The 19,695-nt window shown below is 64.7% G+C and carries 33 protein-coding genes; 17 read left to right on the top strand and 16 right to left on the bottom strand.

The annotated features are described in order from the left end of the window. Positions 1 to 4 precede the first annotated feature (4 nt). The 15 genes from YU1_RS0102820 to YU1_RS32530 all read right to left on the bottom strand — a co-directional run bounded on the left by YU1_RS0102820 (position 5) and on the right by YU1_RS32530 (position 8,356). Positions 5 to 1,339 (bottom strand): AAA family ATPase, encoded by a 1,335-nt coding sequence (locus YU1_RS0102820; protein WP_029002782.1) that lies wholly within the window; start codon positions 1,337 to 1,339, stop codon positions 5 to 7. A gap of 36 nt (positions 1,340 to 1,375) precedes the next feature. Next, entirely contained in the window at positions 1,376 to 1,813 is a 438-nt protein-coding gene (locus YU1_RS0102815; RefSeq protein ID WP_029002781.1) for a hypothetical protein, read from the bottom strand. Then, entirely contained in the window at positions 1,800 to 1,988 is a 189-nt protein-coding gene (locus tag YU1_RS0102810; RefSeq protein ID WP_029002780.1) for a hypothetical protein, read from the bottom strand. Before YU1_RS0102810 ends, YU1_RS0102815 begins: the two co-directional genes overlap by 14 nt. Then, on the bottom strand, positions 1,988 to 2,134 hold the full coding sequence (locus YU1_RS33335) for a hypothetical protein (RefSeq protein ID WP_156921934.1): 147 nt from the start codon (positions 2,132 to 2,134) through the stop codon (positions 1,988 to 1,990). The genes YU1_RS0102810 and YU1_RS33335 overlap by 1 nt, the downstream gene beginning before the upstream one ends. Continuing rightward, a complete protein-coding gene (locus YU1_RS0102800; protein WP_029002779.1) occupies positions 2,135 to 2,368 on the bottom strand; it encodes a hypothetical protein in 234 nt (77 codons plus the stop codon). It abuts the gene before it with no gap. Then, positions 2,368 to 2,703 (bottom strand): hypothetical protein, encoded by a 336-nt coding sequence (locus tag YU1_RS0102795; RefSeq protein WP_029002778.1) that lies wholly within the window; start codon positions 2,701 to 2,703, stop codon positions 2,368 to 2,370. The genes YU1_RS0102800 and YU1_RS0102795 overlap by 1 nt, the downstream gene beginning before the upstream one ends. Then, positions 2,697 to 2,846: a hypothetical protein gene (locus YU1_RS33330; RefSeq protein ID WP_156921933.1), complete on the bottom strand. Its 150-nt coding sequence runs from the start codon at positions 2,844 to 2,846 to the stop codon at positions 2,697 to 2,699. The genes YU1_RS0102795 and YU1_RS33330 overlap by 7 nt, the downstream gene beginning before the upstream one ends. After that, positions 2,846 to 3,115, bottom strand: coding sequence for a hypothetical protein (locus YU1_RS0102785; RefSeq protein WP_210163750.1), 270 nt, complete (start codon positions 3,113 to 3,115; stop codon positions 2,846 to 2,848). The genes YU1_RS33330 and YU1_RS0102785 overlap by 1 nt, the downstream gene beginning before the upstream one ends. A gap of 2 nt (positions 3,116 to 3,117) precedes the next feature. After that, positions 3,118 to 3,897 (bottom strand): methyltransferase, encoded by a 780-nt coding sequence (locus YU1_RS0102780; RefSeq protein ID WP_198018805.1) that lies wholly within the window; start codon positions 3,895 to 3,897, stop codon positions 3,118 to 3,120. 5 nt (positions 3,898 to 3,902) lie between these two features. Beyond that, positions 3,903 to 4,100, bottom strand: coding sequence for a hypothetical protein (locus YU1_RS0102775; RefSeq protein WP_156921932.1), 198 nt, complete (start codon positions 4,098 to 4,100; stop codon positions 3,903 to 3,905). Beyond that, positions 4,097 to 4,294, bottom strand: a complete 198-nt coding sequence (locus YU1_RS0102770) for a hypothetical protein (protein WP_029002774.1) — start codon at positions 4,292 to 4,294, stop codon at positions 4,097 to 4,099. Before YU1_RS0102770 ends, YU1_RS0102775 begins: the two co-directional genes overlap by 4 nt. A gap of 789 nt (positions 4,295 to 5,083) precedes the next feature. Continuing rightward, the gene (locus YU1_RS34205; RefSeq protein ID WP_156921931.1) at positions 5,084 to 6,118 is read right to left on the bottom strand and encodes an FkbM family methyltransferase; all 1,035 of its coding nucleotides are present in this window, start codon (positions 6,116 to 6,118) and stop codon (positions 5,084 to 5,086) included. A gap of 41 nt (positions 6,119 to 6,159) precedes the next feature. Continuing rightward, the gene (locus YU1_RS27605; protein WP_198018804.1) at positions 6,160 to 6,951 is read right to left on the bottom strand and encodes a class I SAM-dependent methyltransferase; all 792 of its coding nucleotides are present in this window, start codon (positions 6,949 to 6,951) and stop codon (positions 6,160 to 6,162) included. A gap of 73 nt (positions 6,952 to 7,024) precedes the next feature. Next, positions 7,025 to 7,282 (bottom strand): hypothetical protein, encoded by a 258-nt coding sequence (locus YU1_RS0102750; protein WP_029002772.1) that lies wholly within the window; start codon positions 7,280 to 7,282, stop codon positions 7,025 to 7,027. A 339-nt stretch (positions 7,283 to 7,621) separates the two neighbouring features. Beyond that, entirely contained in the window at positions 7,622 to 8,356 is a 735-nt protein-coding gene (locus tag YU1_RS32530) for a LexA family transcriptional regulator (protein WP_084539617.1), read from the bottom strand. 73 nt (positions 8,357 to 8,429) lie between these two features. Here YU1_RS32530 and YU1_RS0102735 point away from each other — a divergent pair, with 73 nt between their 5' ends. Next, positions 8,430 to 8,672 carry a hypothetical protein gene (locus tag YU1_RS0102735; protein ID WP_029002771.1) on the top strand — a complete coding sequence of 81 codons (243 nt, stop codon included), beginning with the start codon at positions 8,430 to 8,432 and terminating at the stop codon, positions 8,670 to 8,672. Positions 8,673 to 8,735: 63 nt separating this feature from the next. Here YU1_RS0102735 and YU1_RS0102730 read toward each other — a convergent pair whose 3' ends face one another. Beyond that, positions 8,736 to 9,077, bottom strand: a complete 342-nt coding sequence (locus tag YU1_RS0102730) for a hypothetical protein (protein ID WP_156921930.1) — start codon at positions 9,075 to 9,077, stop codon at positions 8,736 to 8,738. A gap of 126 nt (positions 9,078 to 9,203) precedes the next feature. Between YU1_RS0102730 and YU1_RS0102725 the strand changes: the two genes are divergently transcribed. Genes YU1_RS0102725 through YU1_RS33320 form a run of 16 tightly spaced genes read left to right on the top strand, consistent with a single transcriptional unit; the run spans position 9,204 to position 19,683 of the window. Beyond that, positions 9,204 to 9,707, top strand: a complete 504-nt coding sequence (locus tag YU1_RS0102725; protein WP_029002769.1) for a hypothetical protein — start codon at positions 9,204 to 9,206, stop codon at positions 9,705 to 9,707. Continuing rightward, a complete protein-coding gene (locus YU1_RS0102720) occupies positions 9,704 to 10,033 on the top strand; it encodes a LexA family protein (RefSeq protein WP_029002768.1) in 330 nt (109 codons plus the stop codon). The genes YU1_RS0102725 and YU1_RS0102720 overlap by 4 nt, the downstream gene beginning before the upstream one ends. After that, on the top strand, positions 10,030 to 10,542 hold the full coding sequence (locus YU1_RS34880) for a GcrA family cell cycle regulator (protein ID WP_156921929.1): 513 nt from the start codon (positions 10,030 to 10,032) through the stop codon (positions 10,540 to 10,542). The genes YU1_RS0102720 and YU1_RS34880 overlap by 4 nt, the downstream gene beginning before the upstream one ends. Beyond that, entirely contained in the window at positions 10,536 to 10,724 is a 189-nt protein-coding gene (locus YU1_RS0102710) for a hypothetical protein (protein WP_029002766.1), read from the top strand. Before YU1_RS34880 ends, YU1_RS0102710 begins: the two co-directional genes overlap by 7 nt. Further along, entirely contained in the window at positions 10,721 to 11,434 is a 714-nt protein-coding gene (locus YU1_RS27595) for an MT-A70 family methyltransferase (RefSeq protein WP_342446982.1), read from the top strand. Before YU1_RS0102710 ends, YU1_RS27595 begins: the two co-directional genes overlap by 4 nt. Before the next feature lie 9 nt (positions 11,435 to 11,443). Continuing rightward, the gene (locus YU1_RS31715; RefSeq protein WP_029002765.1) at positions 11,444 to 12,103 is read left to right on the top strand and encodes a hypothetical protein; all 660 of its coding nucleotides are present in this window, start codon (positions 11,444 to 11,446) and stop codon (positions 12,101 to 12,103) included. Continuing rightward, positions 12,103 to 12,702 (top strand): hypothetical protein, encoded by a 600-nt coding sequence (locus YU1_RS0102695; protein ID WP_029002764.1) that lies wholly within the window; start codon positions 12,103 to 12,105, stop codon positions 12,700 to 12,702. The genes YU1_RS31715 and YU1_RS0102695 overlap by 1 nt, the downstream gene beginning before the upstream one ends. Then, positions 12,699 to 12,935: a hypothetical protein gene (locus YU1_RS0102690; protein ID WP_029002763.1), complete on the top strand. Its 237-nt coding sequence runs from the start codon at positions 12,699 to 12,701 to the stop codon at positions 12,933 to 12,935. The genes YU1_RS0102695 and YU1_RS0102690 overlap by 4 nt, the downstream gene beginning before the upstream one ends. Beyond that, the gene (locus YU1_RS27585) at positions 12,932 to 13,384 is read left to right on the top strand and encodes a hypothetical protein (RefSeq protein WP_051356392.1); all 453 of its coding nucleotides are present in this window, start codon (positions 12,932 to 12,934) and stop codon (positions 13,382 to 13,384) included. Before YU1_RS0102690 ends, YU1_RS27585 begins: the two co-directional genes overlap by 4 nt. Then, positions 13,381 to 13,569: a hypothetical protein gene (locus YU1_RS0102680; protein ID WP_029002762.1), complete on the top strand. Its 189-nt coding sequence runs from the start codon at positions 13,381 to 13,383 to the stop codon at positions 13,567 to 13,569. Before YU1_RS27585 ends, YU1_RS0102680 begins: the two co-directional genes overlap by 4 nt. After that, entirely contained in the window at positions 13,566 to 14,558 is a 993-nt protein-coding gene (locus YU1_RS0102675) for a hypothetical protein (RefSeq protein WP_029002761.1), read from the top strand. Before YU1_RS0102680 ends, YU1_RS0102675 begins: the two co-directional genes overlap by 4 nt. A 25-nt stretch (positions 14,559 to 14,583) precedes the next feature. After that, positions 14,584 to 16,698, top strand: a complete 2,115-nt coding sequence (locus YU1_RS0102670; RefSeq protein ID WP_029002760.1) for a DNA cytosine methyltransferase — start codon at positions 14,584 to 14,586, stop codon at positions 16,696 to 16,698. Further along, the gene (locus YU1_RS0102665; protein ID WP_029002759.1) at positions 16,695 to 17,531 is read left to right on the top strand and encodes a DUF6551 family protein; all 837 of its coding nucleotides are present in this window, start codon (positions 16,695 to 16,697) and stop codon (positions 17,529 to 17,531) included. The genes YU1_RS0102670 and YU1_RS0102665 overlap by 4 nt, the downstream gene beginning before the upstream one ends. Continuing rightward, positions 17,509 to 17,895, top strand: a complete 387-nt coding sequence (locus YU1_RS34680) for a winged helix-turn-helix domain-containing protein (protein WP_029002758.1) — start codon at positions 17,509 to 17,511, stop codon at positions 17,893 to 17,895. The genes YU1_RS0102665 and YU1_RS34680 overlap by 23 nt, the downstream gene beginning before the upstream one ends. Beyond that, positions 17,892 to 19,106 carry a phosphoadenosine phosphosulfate reductase domain-containing protein gene (locus tag YU1_RS0102655; RefSeq protein WP_029002757.1) on the top strand — a complete coding sequence of 405 codons (1,215 nt, stop codon included), beginning with the start codon at positions 17,892 to 17,894 and terminating at the stop codon, positions 19,104 to 19,106. The genes YU1_RS34680 and YU1_RS0102655 overlap by 4 nt, the downstream gene beginning before the upstream one ends. Positions 19,107 to 19,116: 10 nt before the next feature. Then, on the top strand, positions 19,117 to 19,683 hold the full coding sequence (locus YU1_RS33320) for a hypothetical protein (RefSeq protein ID WP_156921927.1): 567 nt from the start codon (positions 19,117 to 19,119) through the stop codon (positions 19,681 to 19,683). Positions 19,684 to 19,695 lie beyond the last annotated feature (12 nt).

The raw sequence follows: 19,695 nt of genomic DNA, 5'->3' as shown, positions 1-19,695 counted from the left end.
GATGTCACTCCGCCGCCTGGAGGGCCGGGGCCTTCACAGTCCCGTCCTCGAACACCACGGCCGCCGGGCCGGCGCCCCTGACCTGTTCCATCCAGATCTGGAAGTCGTGCTTCTCAGCCATCTCCCGCAGGATCTGCATGCCATCGTCGTCGAGCCGATCGCCGTCGCGGACACGAATGACGCGCAGCTTCGGGCTCATGGCCATGGCGATGGCGATGCTGGCGCGCAGTTGCTGGGCATCGCAGGCCTGTTCGAAAGGAACGCCGTTCAGAAGGACAAACCCGTCACCGAACTCGATACCGGGGACCGGCATGTCAGACGCGGCGATGATCTCCTTCACGCCCTCCTTGCGGTCCTCCATGACCTTGGTCAGCCGGATGGACTCCTCCTCGAGGCTGGCGGCCTTGGCCTCCAGATCCTGCCGCCGCGTCCGCGCATCGACGGCGGAATTGATCTGCGCGGCGGCCTCGATCTTCTGGCGGATCGACGTCGTGTCGACGGGCTCGGGGAGCGGCTCCGCGCTCTCGAACTTCAAGCGCAGGTCAGCGACCGAGGCTTCATGCTCCACGGCCTTCCGATCTTCCTCATCCGCCTGGCGCCGCAGCTCGGCGGCATGATCCCGGTATCCGGCCGCGATCTCGGACTGCCGCACGATGTCGGCGGCGGCCTGCTCCCGCCGGGCCTTGCGGGTCTCGATCAACGTGTTGTGGACGCCGGCCTGGTCCAGTTCCTCCACGAGGGCCGCGGTGTCGACACGCTCCTGCGGGGTGCCGGCCGGCACGTCGATGCCCACGGCCTGCGCCCGGAGGTTCTTGGCGCTCCGGTTGATGTCGGTGCGGTTATCGAAGTCGGCCTTGTTCTGGCGGTCGATCTCCTCGAAGTCCACGCCCTGCACGAACTGGCGCAGCGTCTTGAACTGGTCCTGGGGCTTGCTGCGGAGGAACTCCAGCGGGTCCATGGTCAGAGCGCCGACCAAGGCATCCATGACGGCCTGCCCGGACTGGAACCGCGCGCCGCTCTCCGCCTCGACCTTCAACGTCGTGGTCGGCTTCAGCTCCTCCCCCGTCTCGGGGTCCTTCTTCCGGCTGAAGGTCCGCGTGACCGTCATCTCCACGTGCTTGTCGCCCAGGGCGAGGACGATCTTCCCGCTGTCGGCGCCATGCCGGATCGGCTCGGCCTGGATGTGCCGCGCGCCTTCGATGGCCCACCACAGCGCATCCAGGCAGGACGTCTTGCCGGAGCCGTTCTTGCCGGTGAGCTGAACCAGGTGGCCGTCGGGCGAGATGTCCGCGACGACGATGCGCTTGATGTCGTTGATCAAGAGGCGAAGGATTTTCATGGGGCGTCCTCGGGATTCGATTTCGGGGGAGGGGCGCTATTCGGCGGCGCGCAGGTCTTCGACGGCAGGATCGGCGTCCGGTGCATTCCGTTCGAAGGCTTCGGCCTCCTTGAGGAACCCGAGCGCCTCGCTGACGAGCCGGTTCGCGCGCTGTCGAAGTTCGGCGGCCGCGGCGGCGCGGCGGGCCGCTTCGTCCAGGGGCATCTGCTCAACAACCGCAGCGACCGCGCCGCCAAGCGAGATGGCACTGAAGGTCGGGCGCTGGGATGCAATGGGCGGTGTCATCGACCGCTCCAGGTCGAGCGCCGTCTCGAGGTCCGCGATCAGCGTCTGCTGTTCCTCGACCATGTGGCGGAGCTCGGTATTGACGCTCCACTTCCGCCACAGCCCGAGAAAGACGCCGAGCAGCGCGACGACGACATAAGCGACGGCGGTCGTGACGGGATTGGAGATCAGGGCATCAAGGCCGGGCATATCGGGATCCCTTTCTCTTGAGCTCGTGGGCAGCGAGGAACGACTGCACCTTGGCGATCGTGGTGGCGGTGTCTCGCAGCGCCTGCTCGGCGAGCGCGAAGCACGATGTCGGAATGCGCGGCTCCCCCATCACCAGGATCGGGATCGCCAAGTCGTCGAGGAGCGGGGTGTTCATCAGCCGCCGCTCCCATCGTCGCTGCCGTCGGGCTGGCGGCGCGCCTTGAGGAGGCAGTCGACGAACCACGCCGTCAGGAAACCGAGCGCTGCGATGCTCGTGCAGATCGCGATGACCGCCAGGACGACGATGATGACGAGATCCATTCAGACCTCCGCCGGCTCAACGTGGGAGAGCGCGACGCAGCCGCCCCCGCCGATGACTTGGACCACGGCGGTGTGCCCGCTGAGGACATAGGCGCCGGGCAAGGCGACCTCGACGACCTTGCCCGGCCCGTCATGCAGGAGGCCGGTCCACACCCGCACCTTCGATCCCACAGGATGCCGGGTGTTGAAGTGGTCACACTGCTTCGCCATCGCGGTCTGGCTCGGCCGGCGCATCACCGGATCTCCGCCTTTGAGAGAACTGAAGCCCTTTCAATGGCGCAGTCCGCAATGACCTTGACGGTCTTGTGAAGGTCCAACGCGGTGCGGGCATTCGCGGCCACGGGGGAGAGCGCGGATAGGCGCTGGAGCGTGTCGATCAGATCGGCGTAGGAATTGGTCGCCTGAACGATAAAGTCCGCCTTCTCCCTGAAGTCGGCTTCGCCGCCCAGCGTCGGCCCGAACATGATGCCGACGTTGCTGCAATCGGCCCCACCGAGGTCCATCGCGCGGCCCATCTTGGTCGGCACGGCGTGGATCGGGAGCCATGAAGGATTCTGCATGGTCAGCACTCCCGCTTCGTGAGCGCCGCCGCGACCGCAAGCGGCAGCATGGCGATCTGGATGGAGGTGGCCCACCAGAGCAGGCCGAGGACGACCGGAGACGGCATGGGGCGCAGGCGCGGCTGGAACTGAATGACGGTGGCGGAGCGCATCACTTGCCCTCCACCATCGGCACGTATCCGGCGCGCAAGGTCTTCTCACTCACCCGCGTCTTGCGGGGGTGATCCAGCGCGGTGCCATGCATGTCGGTGAGCGTCTCGGCGAGGTAGCGCCCGTCGGATTCGATGCCGATGATCCGGATCGTGCGCTTGTTGGTGCCGACCCGCGTCACGTGCTTCGTGTCGTTGTCGCCGTAGGTATCGCGGAGCACCTGCCCGATCGGGAAGGCGGTGCCGCCCTGGTTGTCTTTCGAGCCCATCACGATCAGGCTCCCTTCGCGTTGAGCACCGAGGCCGGCGCATCGAACAAAACCAGGGCCGTGTTCACGCTGGTGCCTGCCGCCTTGAAGGAATCTGCCGGCAGGCCCGCGATCGTGCCGCCGCGCTCGGCGACGAACTCGCGAAATGCCGTGGCCTTGAGATCACCTGGGAAGGAGATGCCGGCGCTCATGATCGCGACGAGGCGGCCGCCGGGCTTCAGGAACTTGGCTGCATGCCGCACATGGTCGATGTCGGCCTGGCGCGCGAACGGTGGGTTCATCACCACGCGGTCATAGACCGGCGCGGGATCGGCGCCGAGGAAGTCGCGATGGACCACCATGTCGAGGCAATACAAGGCGCGGCCGCTTGCCTTCGCGAGCGCATCGCAGCGCTTGGCGTCGATCTCGTAGCACATGACCATCGCGCCGAACGCCGCGGCGGCGAGGGCGATGTTGCCAATTCCGGCGCTCGGCTCGAGCACCTTCATGCCCGCCTCGATCTTCGCCAAGGCAACCAACCGTGCGGCGAGCGCCGGCGGCGTGTCGAACTGCCCGAAGTCCTGTTTCACCCGTTGGACTTCGCCGGTCAGCAGGATCGGTTCGATCGCATCGGCGGCATCGCCGTCGAAGACGTGGCCCTTGGCCTTTCGGTCCCATTTTCCGCCGGCGGCCTTCAGGACCTTGTCGAGGGCGATATAGGTCTGGCGATCCAGTTGTCCCGAGAGGCGCAACTCGGATCCGCTCATCTCGGAGACGCTGAGCAGCGCCAGATGTTCCTGGGACACTCGCATCACCATGCCCCCCACAAGGTGTGGGCGGTGTTTTCGTAGCGGTCGTTCTCGCGCAACTCCGCCTCGGTCATCGGCGCCGCCACGGCGGCGGCCAGGATACGGGCGACCTCGGTCTGGTGCAGATCCGGCAGAGCCCCGGGGCGGGGCCGCCGCGCGGTGGCGGTGGAGTGGGGCCGCGTGGCCTGGACGGCGCTCACGCCAGCCAACCCTGGCCGAGGTCGGCCTGGAGGTCGAAGATCTCGTCCTCGATCTTCTGGAGGGCATGCCGGATGCGCAGGGTGCGCTTGCTCGGCTTCTGACCGTGGCACCGGGCCTCGGCCCGCTGGCGGTCGTAATGGGCGGTGCGGGCCTTGGCCTTCACTCGCCGGATCTGCCGAAGGATTTCGTTCATCTCGACCCCCATCCATTGCCCTTGGATGGTCGAACGCTACGCAGTGTAGCGATTTATGTCAACACGCCATGTAGCGATTTTTGAGCGATGTGCGTACTGTGCTCTGGGACGATTCGGCAGCGAGCCATCGACTGGGGCTACCCCTGAAGCTGGACGATGCGGATCCCGCCTGGGTCAAAAGCCCAAGCCTGATCGACAAAATCGTCCTCTCTCCCCCGCGTTGGGTGCCGGCTGTGTAGGGCTGGGGAGATGCTTGAGCTACCGAGGCGCTGGCTGAAAAAGGGACGGATCAGAGCTCAGCCCGTAACGAAGCGGGCGATCCCGACGCAGGGCGCGGCGGACGAATTCGGAGTCAGGCCACAGCGATGCGCCCCATAGGGCTGTGGCTCGCCAGCAGCGAAAGCAACTCAGCGAGCTGAGCTGTGGCAGGGACCCCGACGTGCATGACGATCGTTCCGGCCGAGATGCTGGGATGACGGAAGGGCCAGGCGCCCGCATGCACGCCGGGAGTTTCCTGCCATCCCGTGCAATCTAGTGAGCTAAGAGAGATACACCTAAACTCCAAGGTGTCCTGTAAGACGGTTATAGTCTTTTGAACAACATCAGAAATAAGTCATCGGATGATCTGTACGCGCGACGTGCCTGGAGTGGTGTCCGACCAGCGAAATGGCGCCATCGATAGTCTGACGCACATGATCGGGCTGGATCTGTCCAGATGAATCCGGCCCGTCAGCATCTTGATGCCACGTTGCGGAGCAGAATCATGCACAACCGCGATCCGGTGCCATTTCATCCCTTGCGTAGCACCAAGTCTATGAAGTCGTTGCGCGCGATGATCGCGGGAATCGAACTGACGCAGAATGGAGTTTCCGCACCGTGATTATCGAGGGCGAAAATTGAAAATCCATGTGACCGTATATCGGCGATGAACGCCGATGGATCCTGGCCCAGTGAGACGTATCGCCCTGGCGAAAACTCAATCAGCACAGTCAGTTTTTCAAGAGACGCAATCGTCTGTTGCATTCCGCGCCACACGGAATACTCGTAGCCTTCAACGTCAATTTTTATCATGGAAGGCGTGATGCTCCTTCCGATCGTCCCCTGAGCCTCAGCTATCGCTGTGTCCAGGCGCGCGACAGTGACCTGGTCCGCCGGTCTGCTACCGTCGCCGAAACCAGGTTCGAGCGACGACGAACCGCTGGAGTTTGCCATGTGGCCGAGGGTGCCGACTTCCTCTCGTTCGCCGATGGCAATGGCCTGAACGAACGAGATCGGCTTGTAGGCGTTCATTTCAAGGCTGGCCCGCACGAGCCTCGCCAACCTTGCCTGTGGTTCGAATGCGAGCACAAGCCCCTGTGCTTGGACGATCCTGGATGCCAAAAGTGAGAAATATCCAACGTTCGCGCCGACATCGAGGAACACGTCTCCTTCATGGAGATTGTCGATCATGAACTGAGTAATATGTGGCTCCCATATTCCAAGCATCAATACAGATGGGGATATATGCAGATCTGATGCATCCAAAAGGATTGCATCTCCGTACCATAATTGCGAAATGACTGTATCATTTCCAAGATATGCGTTCGTTGGAATAAATCGTTTTCTTGGGTATGGAGTAATGCGGGCGACTTTATCTCTCGTCCTGGAAAACTTTCTAAGAATCCGATTTACGAACGACATCTTGCCTTCCCCGGGGCCTCGTGGTCCCGGAGAATGTTGGCGGAACAGGTTGGGATTGTCTATCTCAGCTATATGTGGCCGGCTGAACAGCGCCGAAGCCTCCACCTCTGCGCAAGTTGCCAGTTCGGCAGGCAGCGTAGCCACCGGCGGGTCGCGGCCCTTCCGTCTGTCCGCGTTCTGATCAATCAGCCTTTGCGGATCACGATGAGCATGGAAGTGAATAGATCGCCGTGCCCCATCAGCTTTAGGTGTGTGCGCCCCTCCACCTGACGCAGAGGCTCGTCATAATTGAGGTCGTGATGATGCGTCCCGGCATCGAATTCTATAGGTTCCAAGCCGCACCTAAGATGGCGGAGAGAATATTCGAGATCTTCCATATCCCGCCGCCGATAGATGACCGATGGACCCCGAGTTTTCGTCTTTACGTTTGATCCGACGTTATACTCGGTTGTATGTACCGCGATGCCGCCGGGCTTCAGAAATCGCATGGCGTTGCGCACGAAGTCCATGCCGGCGCGCAAACTCCCCAGATGCTCAAGCGCGCAAGCGCTCCATAGGAAATCGTAACTACCGACGCCCAAGCTGTCCTCCAGTTTGCGCATATCCGCAGTGCGGAACGACACCCGGGCGTCAAAGGTCTGGCGGTCCACGATGCTTGGGTGGTGGAGAGCGTCGAGCGAACTCGCGTGCTGGCCGTACCGGAGCCAATTGGCCTCCAGCTTGGCGGGGTCCAGGTCAGTGGCCACCACGTCAACGCCGCATGCAGCGAAATAGGACGACAACACCTCCTTGCCGACGGCGAAGCCCAGGCCGCGGCGGCCGGGCCCGAGCATGTCCCTCTCCTCAAGTGCGGCTGCGATGATGCAGAATTCCCAGGGCTTTCGATGGAGCCAGCCGACCAGACCCATCTTCTCGGCCAACCGCCGGTACCAATCCGTTTCAAAATGCTCATATCGGCAAACTGAAGAGCTCGGCATTGTCCCCCACTCACAATGTTCCAAGGCAATTCCGTCGAGCTTTAGCATTGCCGCTGGGTGGCACGCTACGTCACTACTCCACGACGCCGGACGCCTCGAAGTCCTCGGGGATATGGCCGAACCTGGCGAGCACTTCTGGTTCGCCCCACTCGCCGAGATCCGCGTCAGGCGACGTGCGCGACCATGCGATCACGCCGAGCTTTTTAGCTTTCAACTTCTTGGCGACTTGCTTGGCGTGGGCCGCCGATCGGCACTCCCGCGGCTCGTCGGCGGTGAAGCCTTCCTCGCACCGCTCGAACGCCTGGACCACATAAAGCGTCATCGCTCCCATCACGCTGCCTCCTGTGTGACGCGCGCAGGGAATGCCTTGACAGTGAACGACTTTCCCGGATTGCCATTGAGCGAGCACGTTGTGCACTTCAGCCGGCGTGAGAAGGTCGAAAGAGAGGTCGACGGCCCGCATCCGATACGCGCGAACTCGCGGTCGAACCACACGGCGGTACGCCCGCAATCCCTGCAGACAAGCAGCACCGATGAGCAGTCGCCCAGGCTCATATCTCCACGTCCCCCCGGCATCCCCACACACTCCGCGTTCGCGTTATGTTCTCATTTTGGATGCGCTTTTTCGACGAGTCGAATCGATTCTGCGGGGAGCCAGAGCTTTTTGCACTCAGCCCATTCCGGCGCTGAACACGCGGTGGACGGCAATCACCCGCTCGGCCGGGAACCGTAGGATCTTGTCCTGTCCCTCCGGCGGGTTGAGTTGCTCGAGCACGAGCTCCTTGGCGTTCTTGGAGATGAACTTCTTCACGTAGCCGTAGGGCGGATCGCCGTCGTCGCCCTGGATCTGAGCCAGGACATAGTTGCCTCGGCTGACGGGCAGTCCAGGGTGAATGAGCAGCAGCTCTCCGTGCTCATATCGGGGGGCCATAGACTCCCCGGAAATATAAATCCCGTAGGCGCCGACGACGTTGGTGAGTGCCGGCGGGCAGAAAACGTCCGCGACCTTCTGCCCGTTCAAAATGAACCTGCCGTCTTCGTTCATCCCACCCGCCGCCTGTCCGAACACGGGTAGCATACGGGGCGGGAACTGCATCGGTATAGGGAATGAAGCATCCGGCTTTGGTAGGAGGACATTACGGGCCGGGACCGGATCGACCGCTGCACGTGCAGAGCCGGTTGGTCCGAACAAGATGAACTCGGCAGTGACGTTGCCAAAGCGGCGGGCGTACCTGATCGCGTCGTCCTGGCCGATCGTGCGAGTTCCGTTCTCGTGCGCGCGATAGGAACTCTCCGGCCAGCCGTTCGAGAGGGCAGCATCGCGCGCGGATTTGAACCCTGCCGTTTCACGGGCTTGTTTCAAGCGGGCCCCTTGGGCGCCGCGCTCTGGTGTTGCTTCAGCCATAGATACAAATCGTAGCGGCTAGATCGCTACACGCCGTATTGACCATCAGCGATACCTGTTGTAGCGATATGGCATGGATACGTTCGCGAAAGTCTTCGAGCTTCTTGGCGACAGCGCAGCGGAGACGCTGGGTGTGGAGGCCGGCCATCTGCGCACGATGAAGGCGCGCGGATCGATTCCCCCCGAGTACTGGGCAAAGGTCCAGCAGGCCATCTGTGCCAAGGGCGAGACGATCTCGCTGGAGCAACTGCAGGAGATGCGCAGCAAGGCGCTCCGCCCCAGCGCCAACCGCAGGCGCGCCGGTGTAGCGGCATGAGCCGCGTCTGCGACCTCATGGTTGAGGTGTTGCGCCGGTCCCATCTGGCGCAGCACCCCACCATCAGCCTTGGCCCTGCTTCAGATATCGATCGACGTCTCCCCGGAGAGAGGCTGCAATCGCTCGCAGCGTCTCCGGCGCAGGGCCGGTCTCGGCGAACAGGTCCGCATGGGCCTCGAGCTGGTCGATGACACCGCTGATGCTCACAGCGGCGTCCTCGCCCGAGATCACGCCCGCGCCAATCAGGGCGCGGAACATGCCCTGCTGGATCTCCAGCATCGCATGCTGGACCGCCCCGATGTGGCGGACCAACTCTTCGACTTCGTCTGCATCCATGTGTGCCATCCATCGCCCCCTTGCCGCGATCCGTGCTTGTCGGCCGATCGTGTCCTGGTTGGCGTTCATCTCTCCAATCCCCTCGGTTGTCACTTCCAACGCTGTCGAAGCTATGCGGCGGGAGGTGCCAGATGCTGGGAAACTTGGACCAGTTCCTGGGAAATTTTCCCAGGACTTGGCGTTAGCGGGGCGGCCATGACCGACCCGACATATGACGAGTTCGTCAACAGCATCAACGAGATCTCTCCGCCGAAGCGGCTTGGCTTCACGCTCAAGGAAGCATTCGACGAGGTCTCGGCGAAGACCGGGATTGGCGCACGTCGCTTGCGCCGGATCTGGAACAAGGAAGCCAAGCCGTCGGGCGAAGAGATCCTCTCGCTACAGGCGGCGGCGCGCGCGTCCAGGGCGCTCCGGCGCCAGGCCGAGGAGCACGCTCGCTACGTCGAAACCCAGAAGAGCTTGAGCCATGAGGGGCGCAATGTCCGAACCGCATCCATCCTCGCCGCCGACGCCGCCGACATTCTCGCCACTCTGCAGGTGGTTCAGGAAGGTCTTGCCGCCCTTCGTCCTGGAATGGTTGGCCGTGAGATCATCCAGCAAGTCGAAGCGGTACGCGGACAAGTCCTTTCGCTGGCTTCTGCGGGCCCAGTTCTGGGCCAGCCTGAACGACCGATGAGCGGATCGGACCTGGCGTCATGACACCGCAGCAGCACCGCGCCCTCCTGTTCATCCGCAAGTTCTGCGCCGATCGCGGCTATCCACCCTCGTTGAGCGAGATCGGCGCCGAGCTCGGCCTCAAGGCGCGGTCGAGCGCGAAGCGCGTGGTGGATGCCCTGGTCGCTGCCGGTGCGGTGAATGCCGAGCGCGGCCGAAGCAGATCCCTCTGGCCGGCTGACCCGGCGATCAAGGTTCCGCTGCGGGCCGAGGTGCGCGTCGCGCTGGAGGCCTTCGCCAAGGCGCAGAGCATCAGCCCAGAGGTCGCCGCCGCGGAGGCCATCAGCGCTTACCTTGGAGCTTCATCATGAGCGTCTGGTCGGAGGAGGTGTTGGCCGCCGCCGAGCCCCTGGTGCGCGCCGGCGAGACGTATGGGCGCGTCGCCTCCGTCGTGAGCCAGCAGTTCGGGGTGGTGATCACGCGAAATGCGATGATCAGCAAGGCATCGCGCATGGGATGGGTGCAGGCCAAGAAGGAGCCTGTGGTCATCGGCGCCAGGGTGACGCCGGCGCGGCGCGGGAAGAAGCCGGTCTGTGCCGCGTCGCCGCCCTTGAGCGCGCCCGCGCCCGCTGCCCCGCCGCCCGTTGCGGCACCCGAGCCGCCTTCGCCCGGCGCATCTCGCTTCGGGCCCGGCGTGCCGTTGATGACGGCCAAGGCTGGGGAGTGCCGGTACATCTTTTCCGCGACCAATGAGGATGGTGCCATCTGCTGCGGCCGCCGTGTCGTCCCTGGTACGTCCTGGTGCCCGAGTTGCTCGGTCAGAGTGTTCGAGCCCAGGCAAAGCAGAGACGCAAAGCCGAAAGTGGTGGCGTCATGGTGATGGCACTGAAGATGTTCGCCAGGTTCCTCTTCCTGAACCGATGGAGGTTTACCGAGGTCGTCACCATTTCATACGCGTCGATGTTTGTGGGCAGCGAGTTGTGGTGGGCTGCCTTCTTCGTCTACGTGGGCGGCCTTGTGGTTTCAACCGTCGGAAGATGGGTCGCCGAGGATCTGCGATGAGCCACAACTGGGTCTTCGGCGATCTGCGGCCGCTGTCGTTTGGGCTGATCATGGCCGATCCGCCTTGGCGGTTCGACACCTGGTCGGTCGAGGGAAAGAAGCACAAGAGCCCCGAGGGGCATTACGAGACCATGGCGATCGAGGAGATTGCTGCGTTCCCGGTCAATCACCTCGCCACCGGAGACTGCATTCTCTGGCTCTGGGGCACGCACCCCATGATCGACCAGCAGATCGAAGTGGCCAGAGCCTGGTGCTTCAAGTTCGTCACCACCGGCGTGTGGGTGAAGCGCACCAAGACAGGGAAGCTGGGCTTCGGCACAGGCTACAGGCTCCGGTCCGCGTCGGAGCCGTTCATCATCGCGACCAATGGTGACCCGGAGACGTGCAAGTCGGTGCGCACGGTGATCGAGGGGCCGCTGCGCTCGCATTCGCGCAAGCCTGACGTAGGCTACAGCGAGGCCGAGCGTCTTGTTCCCGGCGCCGTGAACCGTGCCGACCTCTTCTCCCGGCAATCACGCCCTGGTTGGCAAAGCTGGGGCAAGGAAATCGGCAAGTTCGATGACCCGGAGGCCGTGACCGCTCCGCGTCGCGAGATCGTCGGCATTAAGCCGGCCAACGTCATCACCGACGAGATCAACGAGCCAGCGCTCTTCGGCGCTCTGCCTGAACAGCGGCGTCAGCAGGACCGCGACTCCATTCCTGCTGAATAGGAGAAGAACATGGTGCAGCGTGGCCGCCCGAAGGGCAGCAAGAACAAACCTAAGGTCGTGACGCCGGCTGCCGCCGCGCCCGGTCACAATTCAGGCGAACTGTCCGACGAGCAGAGGCAGGCGCTGACGCTCCAGCACAAGGGGCAGTACGTGAAGGCGCTGGCCGCCAAGAAGGCGGCGGATGCTGCGCTGAAGAACGTGTGCAAGAAGGCCAAGTCGGAGCTGGGCGAATATGCCGTCGACGACATCAAGTTGGCGATCGAGCTCGACACCGACGAGGGCATCGCCCGGCTGAAGGCCGACATGGAGCGTCAGGCCCGGATGGCGCGGTGGTTCGGCCTTCCGCTCGGCAGCCAGGCCGGCCTGTTCAGCGAAGACCGGACCCCGGTCGAGGACAAGGCCTTCGCCGAAGGCAAGCGGGCCGGCATGGGGGCGGAGTTGCGCTCGGCTCCCTCCCGCTATCCGCAGCAGGTCGCGGACCGCTGGTATGCCGGCTACGACGCCGGCCAGAATGTCGTCCGCGCGGACATGAAGGACGCCTTCACGGCTCCGACCGTGCCGGGGGATGGCGATCCCTTCGACGACGTCCTCCCCGACGAGGGCGAGATCGATGACGACTCCGAAGGCGAGAGCGACGTCGAGACCGAAGACGAGACCGAGACGGCCTGATGATCGTCGCCGGCCTCGATGGAGCCACGACAAGCGGCCTCGCCATCATGGATGGCGAGCGTCTGCTGCATTGGGAGGCCCACCGTCCGAGGGGCAAGGAGGATGCCGAGATCTTCCATGGCTTCAGGATGTGGCTGCGGCCGACGCTCGTGTCCTTCGGCGTCGAGTTCCTGGCGATGGAGGAGCCCCTCCCTACGAATCTTGAGCGGACCGAGATCGTGTTCAGCCAGTCCGATGCCTTCAGCTCGAAGGCGCGGAAGATCAAGAAGCCGATGTCCAGCATGGGAACCTATCGCAGGCTCTACGGGCTGGCTGGCCATGCCCGCGAGATCGCATTCGACTTGAACATCCCATGCGAGGAAGTGAACCAGCGGGAGTGGCGTCAGGCCTTCCTCGGTGTTCGCGGCGCCCCGAAGGGGACGAGCGATGCCAGCGCCTGGCTCAAGGACAGGGCCGTGCAGCAATGTCTGCGCCTGGGCTACGACGTGAAGAAGAAGGACGCGGCAGAAGCCGTCGGCATCGCTTTCTGGGGACAGGGGCACCTGAAGTTGGCGGACGCCGGGATCAGGCCGGGCGACCTCTTCGCGAGGACGGCATGACCGCGCACGAGCCCGTGACGACCCTTGAGGATCTCGCCAGCCTCGACGAGGCGGAAATGTTGGACGGCTATCGCGATGGCCGTGCCGGCGAGCCGGCGCCGGGCGGCAATCGCTCCCGGTCCTATTGGCATGGCTGGCGGAACGGTGCCGTGGACGGCCGCCATCGAACGATTGATCAGCACCAGGTCGATCTTGCGTACCTCGTGGTCTCCAAGCAGCGGAGGCCGGCATGAGCCTTCCCGCAATCCTCTATCACGGGACGTCCAGTTGTTATCTGGGCAGCATTCTAAACGTCGGGCTTCAGCCCTACAGGCAGTATGGGGCAGGCGCCCGAGGCTTCGTCTGCCTGACGGATGAATTCGCCGTCGCCGAGCACCACGCGAGGCACATGGCCGAATGGGATGCGGACGTCGCCGAGGCCGACTGCGTGGACGGCGCGGCGGCCGTTCGTCCCCTCGTCTTCCAGATCCCCACCGATCGGCTGCCGCGGGGCGGATTCGTGATGGAGCGCGGTTTCATCGTGCGCGGACCGTCCGCCGGCCGCGCCGCCGGTTCATCGCTGCCGCAGCGCAGGTGGAATTGGTTTTCCCTACTGAAGCACACCGGCGCTGTCGGCTACTGCCGCCCTATCGCGGTGACGATGCACGACGTCCTGTGGCTGCCGGAGGGCATTGCGACATGAGCGACCCGAAGAAGCTGCGCAGGAGCTCGGCCGAATACACGAAGATGGCGGATGCCGTGGACACCTTCGTGAGCCGTGGCGAGCGGATGCGGCCGGTCGAACGCCAGCACCTGCGGCCGGACGCGGAGAAGGCCATCCAGTTCCTCCGTGATGCCGCGACCTGGGCGAAGGGGAGGGGGGAATGAAGGCCACCGGCCGCGTGCTCCCGTCCATAATCTCAGCGGAGATCGTTCGCCTACCGTCGCCGGGCCGCAGGCCAAAGGTGACTGACCTGCAGATCAAGGAGGCCTTCCTCGCCGGACGGTCGGACGAGCAGATGGCCAAGGCCTTCGGCATCTCCACCGGCTATGTGCGCATCAAACGCCTCAGCCTGAACTTGAAGCGGCCCACAGGGCGGCGGGCCGGCGGGGTCGAACCAATCCGCAAGGCCGACCGTCCGGCGCTGTCGAGGTTCGAGCCGAAGGTGGCCACCACCGAACGCGCGGTCATGCCGCCTGTGGACCACGCGGCGCTCAGCGAAGCGCGCTCCGTCTACCCGACGACGGTGGTGTCGCCCCGCGGGCTGCCCAACCTTCTGGTCTCCGGCAAGAACCATTGGAAGATCGGCGAACGGATCATGAAGGGGCCCTGGTCCGGCTTCCCAGTCTTCACGCTCACGCTCGAGGAGCGGGCGACCTGCCCGAGTTCGTGCCGGCATTGGCGGTCCTGCTACGGAAATCACATGCACCACGCCAACCGCGTGGAGCACGGCGCGGACATGGAAGAGCGGTTGGCCGCAGAGGTGGCAGTGCTGTCGTTCCGGTATCCGGCGGGCTTCGCGGTTCGCCTCCACGTCCTTGGGGATTTCTACTCGGTCGGCTACGTCAAGCTTTGGGCCGCGCTGCTCGACCGCCACTCCGAACTCCACGTCTTCGGCTTCAGCGCCAGGTGGCAGGTCGAGAAGGACCCGATCGCCGCTGCCCTGGTGGCCCTGGTGAAGAAGCGCTGGGCCCGGTTCGCCATCCGCTTCTCCAATGCGCCGATCGATGAGTGCTCGACCATCACGGTGGAGCATCCGCTTCAGGTGCCGGACGACGCGATCCTCTGCCCGCAGCAGGTCGGTAAGACCGACTCCTGTTCCACTTGCGCCCTGTGCTGGTCCTCGACCAAGCGCATCAGCTTCCTCCAGCACTGAAGGCGAACATGAGCGAGATGGCCTCATGAACGTGCATGTCCAACGAGCCACTTTGCATGAACTGGTGATCGATAGCTTCGCCGGTGGCGGGGGCGCCAGCACCGGCATTCGCATGGCGCTCGGGCGCGATCCGGACATCGCCATCAACCATGACCACTTCGCCATGGCGATGCATCGCATCAACCACCCGGCCACGCGCCACCTGCTCCAGGACGTGGCGACGGTGGACAGCGTCTCCATGTGCGCGGGCCTGCCCATCGGCATGCTCTGGATGTCGCCGGACTGCACCGACCATTCCAAGGCCAAGGGCGCGGCGCCGCGCCGGGATGGCGACCGCACCACGCGGGGCATCGGCTGGGCCATCGTCGGCTGGATCAAGGCCCTGCCCAAGTGGCAGCGGCCGCGTGTCGTCTTTCTCGAAAACGTCGAGGAATACGTGGATTGGGGGCCGCTCCAGCCCGACGGAAAGCGCTGCCCGGTGCGCAAAGGCGAAACGTTCAAGGCTTTCTGCGCGGCGTGGGCGGATCTCGGCTATGGCCAGATCGAATGGCGCCAGCGGCGGGCTTGGGGCTCGGGTTCTGGCACCATCCGCAAGCGCCTCTACATGATCATGCGCCGCGATGGCGAGCCCATCGTGTGGCCCGAGTCGACGCACGGCAACCCGACCGTGGCGGAGGACGCGGCGCGCATCGCGGCCGGCACGCTCAAGCCCTGGGTGACGGCGGCCGACTGCATCGACTTCACGTTGCCCATCCCCTCGATCTTCGACAGCAGCGCGGAAATCCATCGCAAGCTGGGCATCCGCGCCAAGCGCCCGCTGGCGGACAAGACGCAGGCCCGCATCGCCAAGGGCGTGCGGCGCTATGTGCTCGATGCGGCGCGGCCCTTCGTGGTGAAGGTGAACCACACCGCGCGCGATGAGGCGCGCGACCGAGCGACGGACGTGCCGCTCACCGCCATGACCGGCAAGCGGGACGATGCGCTCGTCATGCCCTTCGTGGCCTATGCCCAGCAGGGCGGCGGACTGCGGGCGCCGGATGCGCCAGTGCAGACCATCACGGCATCGCGCAAGGATCAGAATGCTCTCGTCGCCCCCGTGCTGGCGGGGTGTGGCGGCCGGGCCGGCCAGTCCGAGCCGCGCCCCGGCGATGTGCCGGTGCTCACGCAGACGGCCAAGGCTGACCTGTGTGTGGTCGCGCCTTATCTCGTGCCCCGCTACGGGGAGCGGCCGGGTCAGGAGCCGCGCACGTATACGGCGGATGTGCCGGGGCCGACCCCGGTGCCCACTGGCAATGAGGGCAGCCTCGCTGTGGTCCATCTGTCCCGCCAGTTCGGCGCGTCGGTGGGCTCGGATGCCGGCGAGCCGGTTGGCACTGTCACGGCGGGCGGCGGCGGCAAAACCGCGCTGGTGGCGGCTTATGTGGCGCAGCACAACGACGGGCCGCGCCCTGGTGCCCCCGGTCATCCAGCCGATGAGCCAGCCTCCACCATCACCGTGACCGGCAGTCAGCAGTCGCTTGTCACTGCCCACATGCTGACGCTGCGCGGGAGCGAGCGACGGGATTCTCCGGCGGACGTGCCGGTGCGCACCCAGTCCGCCGGCGGTCAGCATGACGCGCTCGTGTCCCTGCCGCTGATGACCGTCTATTACGGCACCGATGACGATGGCGCCTCGGTGGTCGATCCGATGCGCACGGACACCGCCAAGCCGCGCTTCGGCCTCGTCCAGGCGGAGGCAGCACCACCGCCCTTCGGCGCCGAGCATGAGGCGCGGGCGCGCCAGGTGGCGGACTTCCTGCGGGCGCACGGCTGCTGGGATGGCGGCGATCTCGTCACCGTGGACATCGACGGGGCTACCTTCGTGGTGGTGGACATCTGCATGCGGATGCTCACCCCGCGAGAGCGCTACAACGCCAACGGCTTCCCGCGCGACTACATCATTGACCATGGCCTCGACGAGGACGGCGAGGTGATCCGGTTCAGCCTGGAGCAGCAAGGGCATATGTGCGGCAACGCGGTGTGCCCGACCGAGTCCCGCGCTTTGGTGGCGGCGAATTATCAGCCGCGCGAGGTGCGCGCGCCGCGCCGGCGCCCACCTGCTCACGGTCAGGCGTCGCTCTTCCTTGAGGCAGCGGAATGACGCAGATCCGCCCCATCTCTCCGCTGGTCTTTCCCGACCTTACCCCTTCGGTCGCGATCACCGCGGCTCCCCGGTTCATCTGGATCGCGCCGGAAAAATTGCTGGTCGACGATACCTATCAGCGCAACCTGTCCGAGCGATCCATGCGTCTGCTTCGCCGGATCATCGGCGAGTGGGACTGGCGCCGCTTCAAACCGCCGGTGGTGGTTGAGATCGACGGCGCGTTTCATGTGCTCGACGGCCAGCACACTGCCTTGGCAGCGGCGTCGCATCCCGACATTGCGGAGATCCCGGTCATGGTGGTGGAAGCTGCGGATCTGCTCCAGCGGGCCCGGGCATTCATCGGGCACAATCGCGACCGCATCTCGGTCACGCCAACCCAACTCTTTCACGCGGCCGTGGCGGCCGGTGACCCTGATGAGCAGACCATCCAGCAGGTGTGTGAGCGGGCCGGCGCGCGGGTGTTGAAGGTTCCGCCCGCCAATGGTGCCTATGAGGTGGGCGACACCATGGCGATCTCCACCCTCCGCTCCATGTGTTCGCGCCTCGGCGCGATGAAAGCCCGGCAGGTGGTGCAGTGCCTGGTGGAAGCGAAGTGCGCGCCGATCTCGGCCGATCTGCTCAAAGCGGCCAGCGAACTGCTGCACGGTGCGGATTATGCCGGCGAGGTGGAGTCCAGCGATCTCGCCACCGCGATCCGCGGCATGGGTCCTTCGGCTGACCGAGAGGCCGCACAGTTCGCTGCGGCGAAAGGCATGCCGCGCTGGCGTGCGCTGATCGTCGTCCTCTATCGCAATACGAGAAGGCGCCATGGATCTCGCAGCAAGGCTTGAGGTCGTGGTGGCCGAGAACGAGGTGCTGCGCGAGCGCGTGGCGCAACTCGAAGGTCTCCTAGGCTGGCGGATCGTCGTCCCCATCGAATGGTGGCTCACCAAGGCCGAGGTGGTGGTGATGGGTGCGCTTACGGCACGTGACATGGCAACCAAGGACTTCCTGATGGCGGCGCTCTATCACAACGACGGCCGCGACGCCGCGAACGAGAAGATCGTGGACGTCTTCATCTGCAAGATCCGGAAGAAGGTCGCGCCCTTCGGCGTCGTCATCACCACCGTGTGGGGGCAGGGATACTCGCTCGATAAGGAAACGCGCCGGCGGCTGAAAGGCGGATTGCCGGCAGCACGGGAGTTGGCTGAATGACCGCACAACCAACACTATTCGAAGGGTCGAAGCGGCTCGCCTATGATGAAGCTGTCGAGTTCACTGTCGCGTCGATGCAGGCCTATGGCCCGCTGCATGACCATTGGGCCATCGCTTGGTCAGGCGGCAAGGATTCCACGGCGACGCTAACCCTCATCGTGCACCTGATTGATGTCGGACGGATCGCCCCGCCGAAGTCCCTTACGGTTTTCTACGCCGACACTCGCCAGGAGCTTCCGCCCCTGTACATCTCCGCGACGCGGATCATGGCGCAGCTCGCTGCGCGCGGCATCCATTGCGAGGTGGTGCGCGCGCCCTTGGACAAGCGTTTCCTCGTCTACATCCTGGGACGGGGCGTGCCGCCCCCGAACAACAACACGCTGCGCTGGTGCACTCGGCAGATCAAGATCGACCCCATGGCCGATGCGCTCGAGGCGAGGCTCGCCAGCATCGACGGCCAGGTGCTCATGATCACCGGCGTTCGCGAGGGAGAAAGCGCGGTGCGCGACCAGCGCATCACCATGTCCTGCGGGACGAACGGGGCTGAGTGCGGGCAGGGCTGGTACCAGAAGCTGCTGCCGGAGGCGAAGGGCATCCGTGGCCGGCTTGCGACCCTTGCGCCCATCCTGCACTGGCGCGTCTGCAACGTGTGGGACTGGCTGCGCATCTACGCGCCCATGGAGGAATATGGCGGCTGGGAGAGCGCGGCCGTGGCAGATGCCTATGGCGGCGACGAGGCGGAGGAGATCAACGCGCGCACCGGCTGCGCCGGCTGCCCATTGGCCTCTAAAGACTTGGCGCTGGACACCATACTGCGCGCCCCCCAGTGGGCCTATCTGGCGCCGCTGAAGGGGCTGAAGCCGCTCTACCGGGAACTGCGGGAACCGAAGAACCGGCTGCGGCAGCCCGGCGGCGAGAAGCGCAAGGACGGCTCGCTGGTGAAGAACCAGCAGCGGCAGGGGCCGCTGACATTCGATGCCAGAATGATGGCGCTGAACCGGATCCTGACGATCCAGGACGAGGTGAACGTCGCCGCCGTGGCCCAGGGTCGCCCGCTGATCGACCTGCTCAATGCTGAAGAGGAATCCCGAATCCGCGAACTGATCGCGGCCAAGACGTGGCCCAATGGCTGGGATGGGGACGAGCCGAATGCCGACATGCCGATGGATTCCGTCTATGCCGACGGCACCGTTCAGCCGTTGCTGATGTGAAGGCGACATCATGACCAAGATCGCCACTACCTCCCCGTCACCCCCGAAGATGGCCCGCGTCGAAGTTCAGCCATTCCTGATCGGCTCGGGTTGGATCGAGGTCCGTGATGGAGACGACACCGCGCGGGCGATCTTCGAGCGCCATTATTCAGCCGGCGATCATCGATCCCGCACACGGCCCAAATTGATCTGTGGCCCGGGCCAGAAGCTGATCCTGGTGAGTGCGGACGCGGGCGCCCTTTGCGTTTGGCGCAGATCAGAACACCGAGCTGACGGACAGTCCGGCGTGAACTGCGCCGTCTATCGCCGTGAGGTCGGTGGCGGCGCCAGTTCGTTGCTCCTGGCGGCTATGGCGAGAGCCTGGGCGAGGTGGCCGGGCGAAAGGCTGTTCACGTTTGTCGATCCGCGGGAGGTGAAACCCACCTTTCGTGCGTCCTGGCCGACATGGGGACATTGCTACTATCAGGCAGGTTGGCGGTTCGCCGGCATGTCGAAGAAGCGCCTTCACGTCCTTGAATGCCTGCCAGCCTGGGTGGGGGAGCGGCTCCCGCGGTGCGAAGCGGGGTGCGGGCTGTGACCGATCCGACAC

The sequence above is a fragment of the Azorhizobium doebereinerae UFLA1-100 genome (assembly GCF_000473085.1).
Classification (GTDB): domain Bacteria; phylum Pseudomonadota; class Alphaproteobacteria; order Rhizobiales; family Xanthobacteraceae; genus Azorhizobium; species Azorhizobium doebereinerae.
The sequence above is the reverse complement of the archived record's forward strand: the minus strand, read 5'-3'. Positions and strand labels throughout refer to the sequence as shown.

Excerpts from the sequence above, each read along its gene's own strand:
- YU1_RS0102820 (WP_029002782.1), bottom strand. The coding sequence starts at position 1,339 with ATGAAAATCCTTCGCCTCTTGATCAACGACATCAAGCGCATCGTCGTC.
- YU1_RS0102815 (WP_029002781.1), bottom strand. The coding sequence starts at position 1,813 with ATGCCCGGCCTTGATGCCCTGATCTCCAATCCCGTCACGACCGCCGTC.
- YU1_RS0102810 (WP_029002780.1), bottom strand. The coding sequence starts at position 1,988 with ATGAACACCCCGCTCCTCGACGACTTGGCGATCCCGATCCTGGTGATG.
- YU1_RS33335 (WP_156921934.1), bottom strand. The coding sequence starts at position 2,134 with ATGGATCTCGTCATCATCGTCGTCCTGGCGGTCATCGCGATCTGCACG.
- YU1_RS0102800 (WP_029002779.1), bottom strand. The coding sequence starts at position 2,368 with ATGCGCCGGCCGAGCCAGACCGCGATGGCGAAGCAGTGTGACCACTTC.
- YU1_RS33330 (WP_156921933.1), bottom strand. The coding sequence starts at position 2,846 with ATGCGCTCCGCCACCGTCATTCAGTTCCAGCCGCGCCTGCGCCCCATG.
- YU1_RS0102770 (WP_029002774.1), bottom strand. The coding sequence starts at position 4,294 with ATGAACGAAATCCTTCGGCAGATCCGGCGAGTGAAGGCCAAGGCCCGC.
- YU1_RS27605 (WP_198018804.1), bottom strand. The coding sequence starts at position 6,951 with ATGCCGAGCTCTTCAGTTTGCCGATATGAGCATTTTGAAACGGATTGG.
- YU1_RS0102750 (WP_029002772.1), bottom strand. The coding sequence starts at position 7,282 with ATGGGAGCGATGACGCTTTATGTGGTCCAGGCGTTCGAGCGGTGCGAG.
- YU1_RS32530 (WP_084539617.1), bottom strand. The coding sequence starts at position 8,356 with ATGGCTGAAGCAACACCAGAGCGCGGCGCCCAAGGGGCCCGCTTGAAA.
- YU1_RS0102735 (WP_029002771.1), top strand. The coding sequence starts at position 8,430 with ATGGATACGTTCGCGAAAGTCTTCGAGCTTCTTGGCGACAGCGCAGCG.
- YU1_RS0102730 (WP_156921930.1), bottom strand. The coding sequence starts at position 9,077 with ATGAACGCCAACCAGGACACGATCGGCCGACAAGCACGGATCGCGGCA.
- YU1_RS0102725 (WP_029002769.1), top strand. The coding sequence starts at position 9,204 with ATGACCGACCCGACATATGACGAGTTCGTCAACAGCATCAACGAGATC.
- YU1_RS0102720 (WP_029002768.1), top strand. The coding sequence starts at position 9,704 with ATGACACCGCAGCAGCACCGCGCCCTCCTGTTCATCCGCAAGTTCTGC.
- YU1_RS34880 (WP_156921929.1), top strand. The coding sequence starts at position 10,030 with ATGAGCGTCTGGTCGGAGGAGGTGTTGGCCGCCGCCGAGCCCCTGGTG.
- YU1_RS0102710 (WP_029002766.1), top strand. The coding sequence starts at position 10,536 with ATGGTGATGGCACTGAAGATGTTCGCCAGGTTCCTCTTCCTGAACCGA.
- YU1_RS27595 (WP_342446982.1), top strand. The coding sequence starts at position 10,721 with ATGAGCCACAACTGGGTCTTCGGCGATCTGCGGCCGCTGTCGTTTGGG.
- YU1_RS31715 (WP_029002765.1), top strand. The coding sequence starts at position 11,444 with ATGGTGCAGCGTGGCCGCCCGAAGGGCAGCAAGAACAAACCTAAGGTC.
- YU1_RS0102695 (WP_029002764.1), top strand. The coding sequence starts at position 12,103 with ATGATCGTCGCCGGCCTCGATGGAGCCACGACAAGCGGCCTCGCCATC.
- YU1_RS0102690 (WP_029002763.1), top strand. The coding sequence starts at position 12,699 with ATGACCGCGCACGAGCCCGTGACGACCCTTGAGGATCTCGCCAGCCTC.
- YU1_RS27585 (WP_051356392.1), top strand. The coding sequence starts at position 12,932 with ATGAGCCTTCCCGCAATCCTCTATCACGGGACGTCCAGTTGTTATCTG.
- YU1_RS0102680 (WP_029002762.1), top strand. The coding sequence starts at position 13,381 with ATGAGCGACCCGAAGAAGCTGCGCAGGAGCTCGGCCGAATACACGAAG.
- YU1_RS0102675 (WP_029002761.1), top strand. The coding sequence starts at position 13,566 with ATGAAGGCCACCGGCCGCGTGCTCCCGTCCATAATCTCAGCGGAGATC.
- YU1_RS0102670 (WP_029002760.1), top strand. The coding sequence starts at position 14,584 with ATGAACGTGCATGTCCAACGAGCCACTTTGCATGAACTGGTGATCGAT.
- YU1_RS0102665 (WP_029002759.1), top strand. The coding sequence starts at position 16,695 with ATGACGCAGATCCGCCCCATCTCTCCGCTGGTCTTTCCCGACCTTACC.
- YU1_RS34680 (WP_029002758.1), top strand. The coding sequence starts at position 17,509 with ATGGATCTCGCAGCAAGGCTTGAGGTCGTGGTGGCCGAGAACGAGGTG.
- YU1_RS0102655 (WP_029002757.1), top strand. The coding sequence starts at position 17,892 with ATGACCGCACAACCAACACTATTCGAAGGGTCGAAGCGGCTCGCCTAT.
- YU1_RS33320 (WP_156921927.1), top strand. The coding sequence starts at position 19,117 with ATGACCAAGATCGCCACTACCTCCCCGTCACCCCCGAAGATGGCCCGC.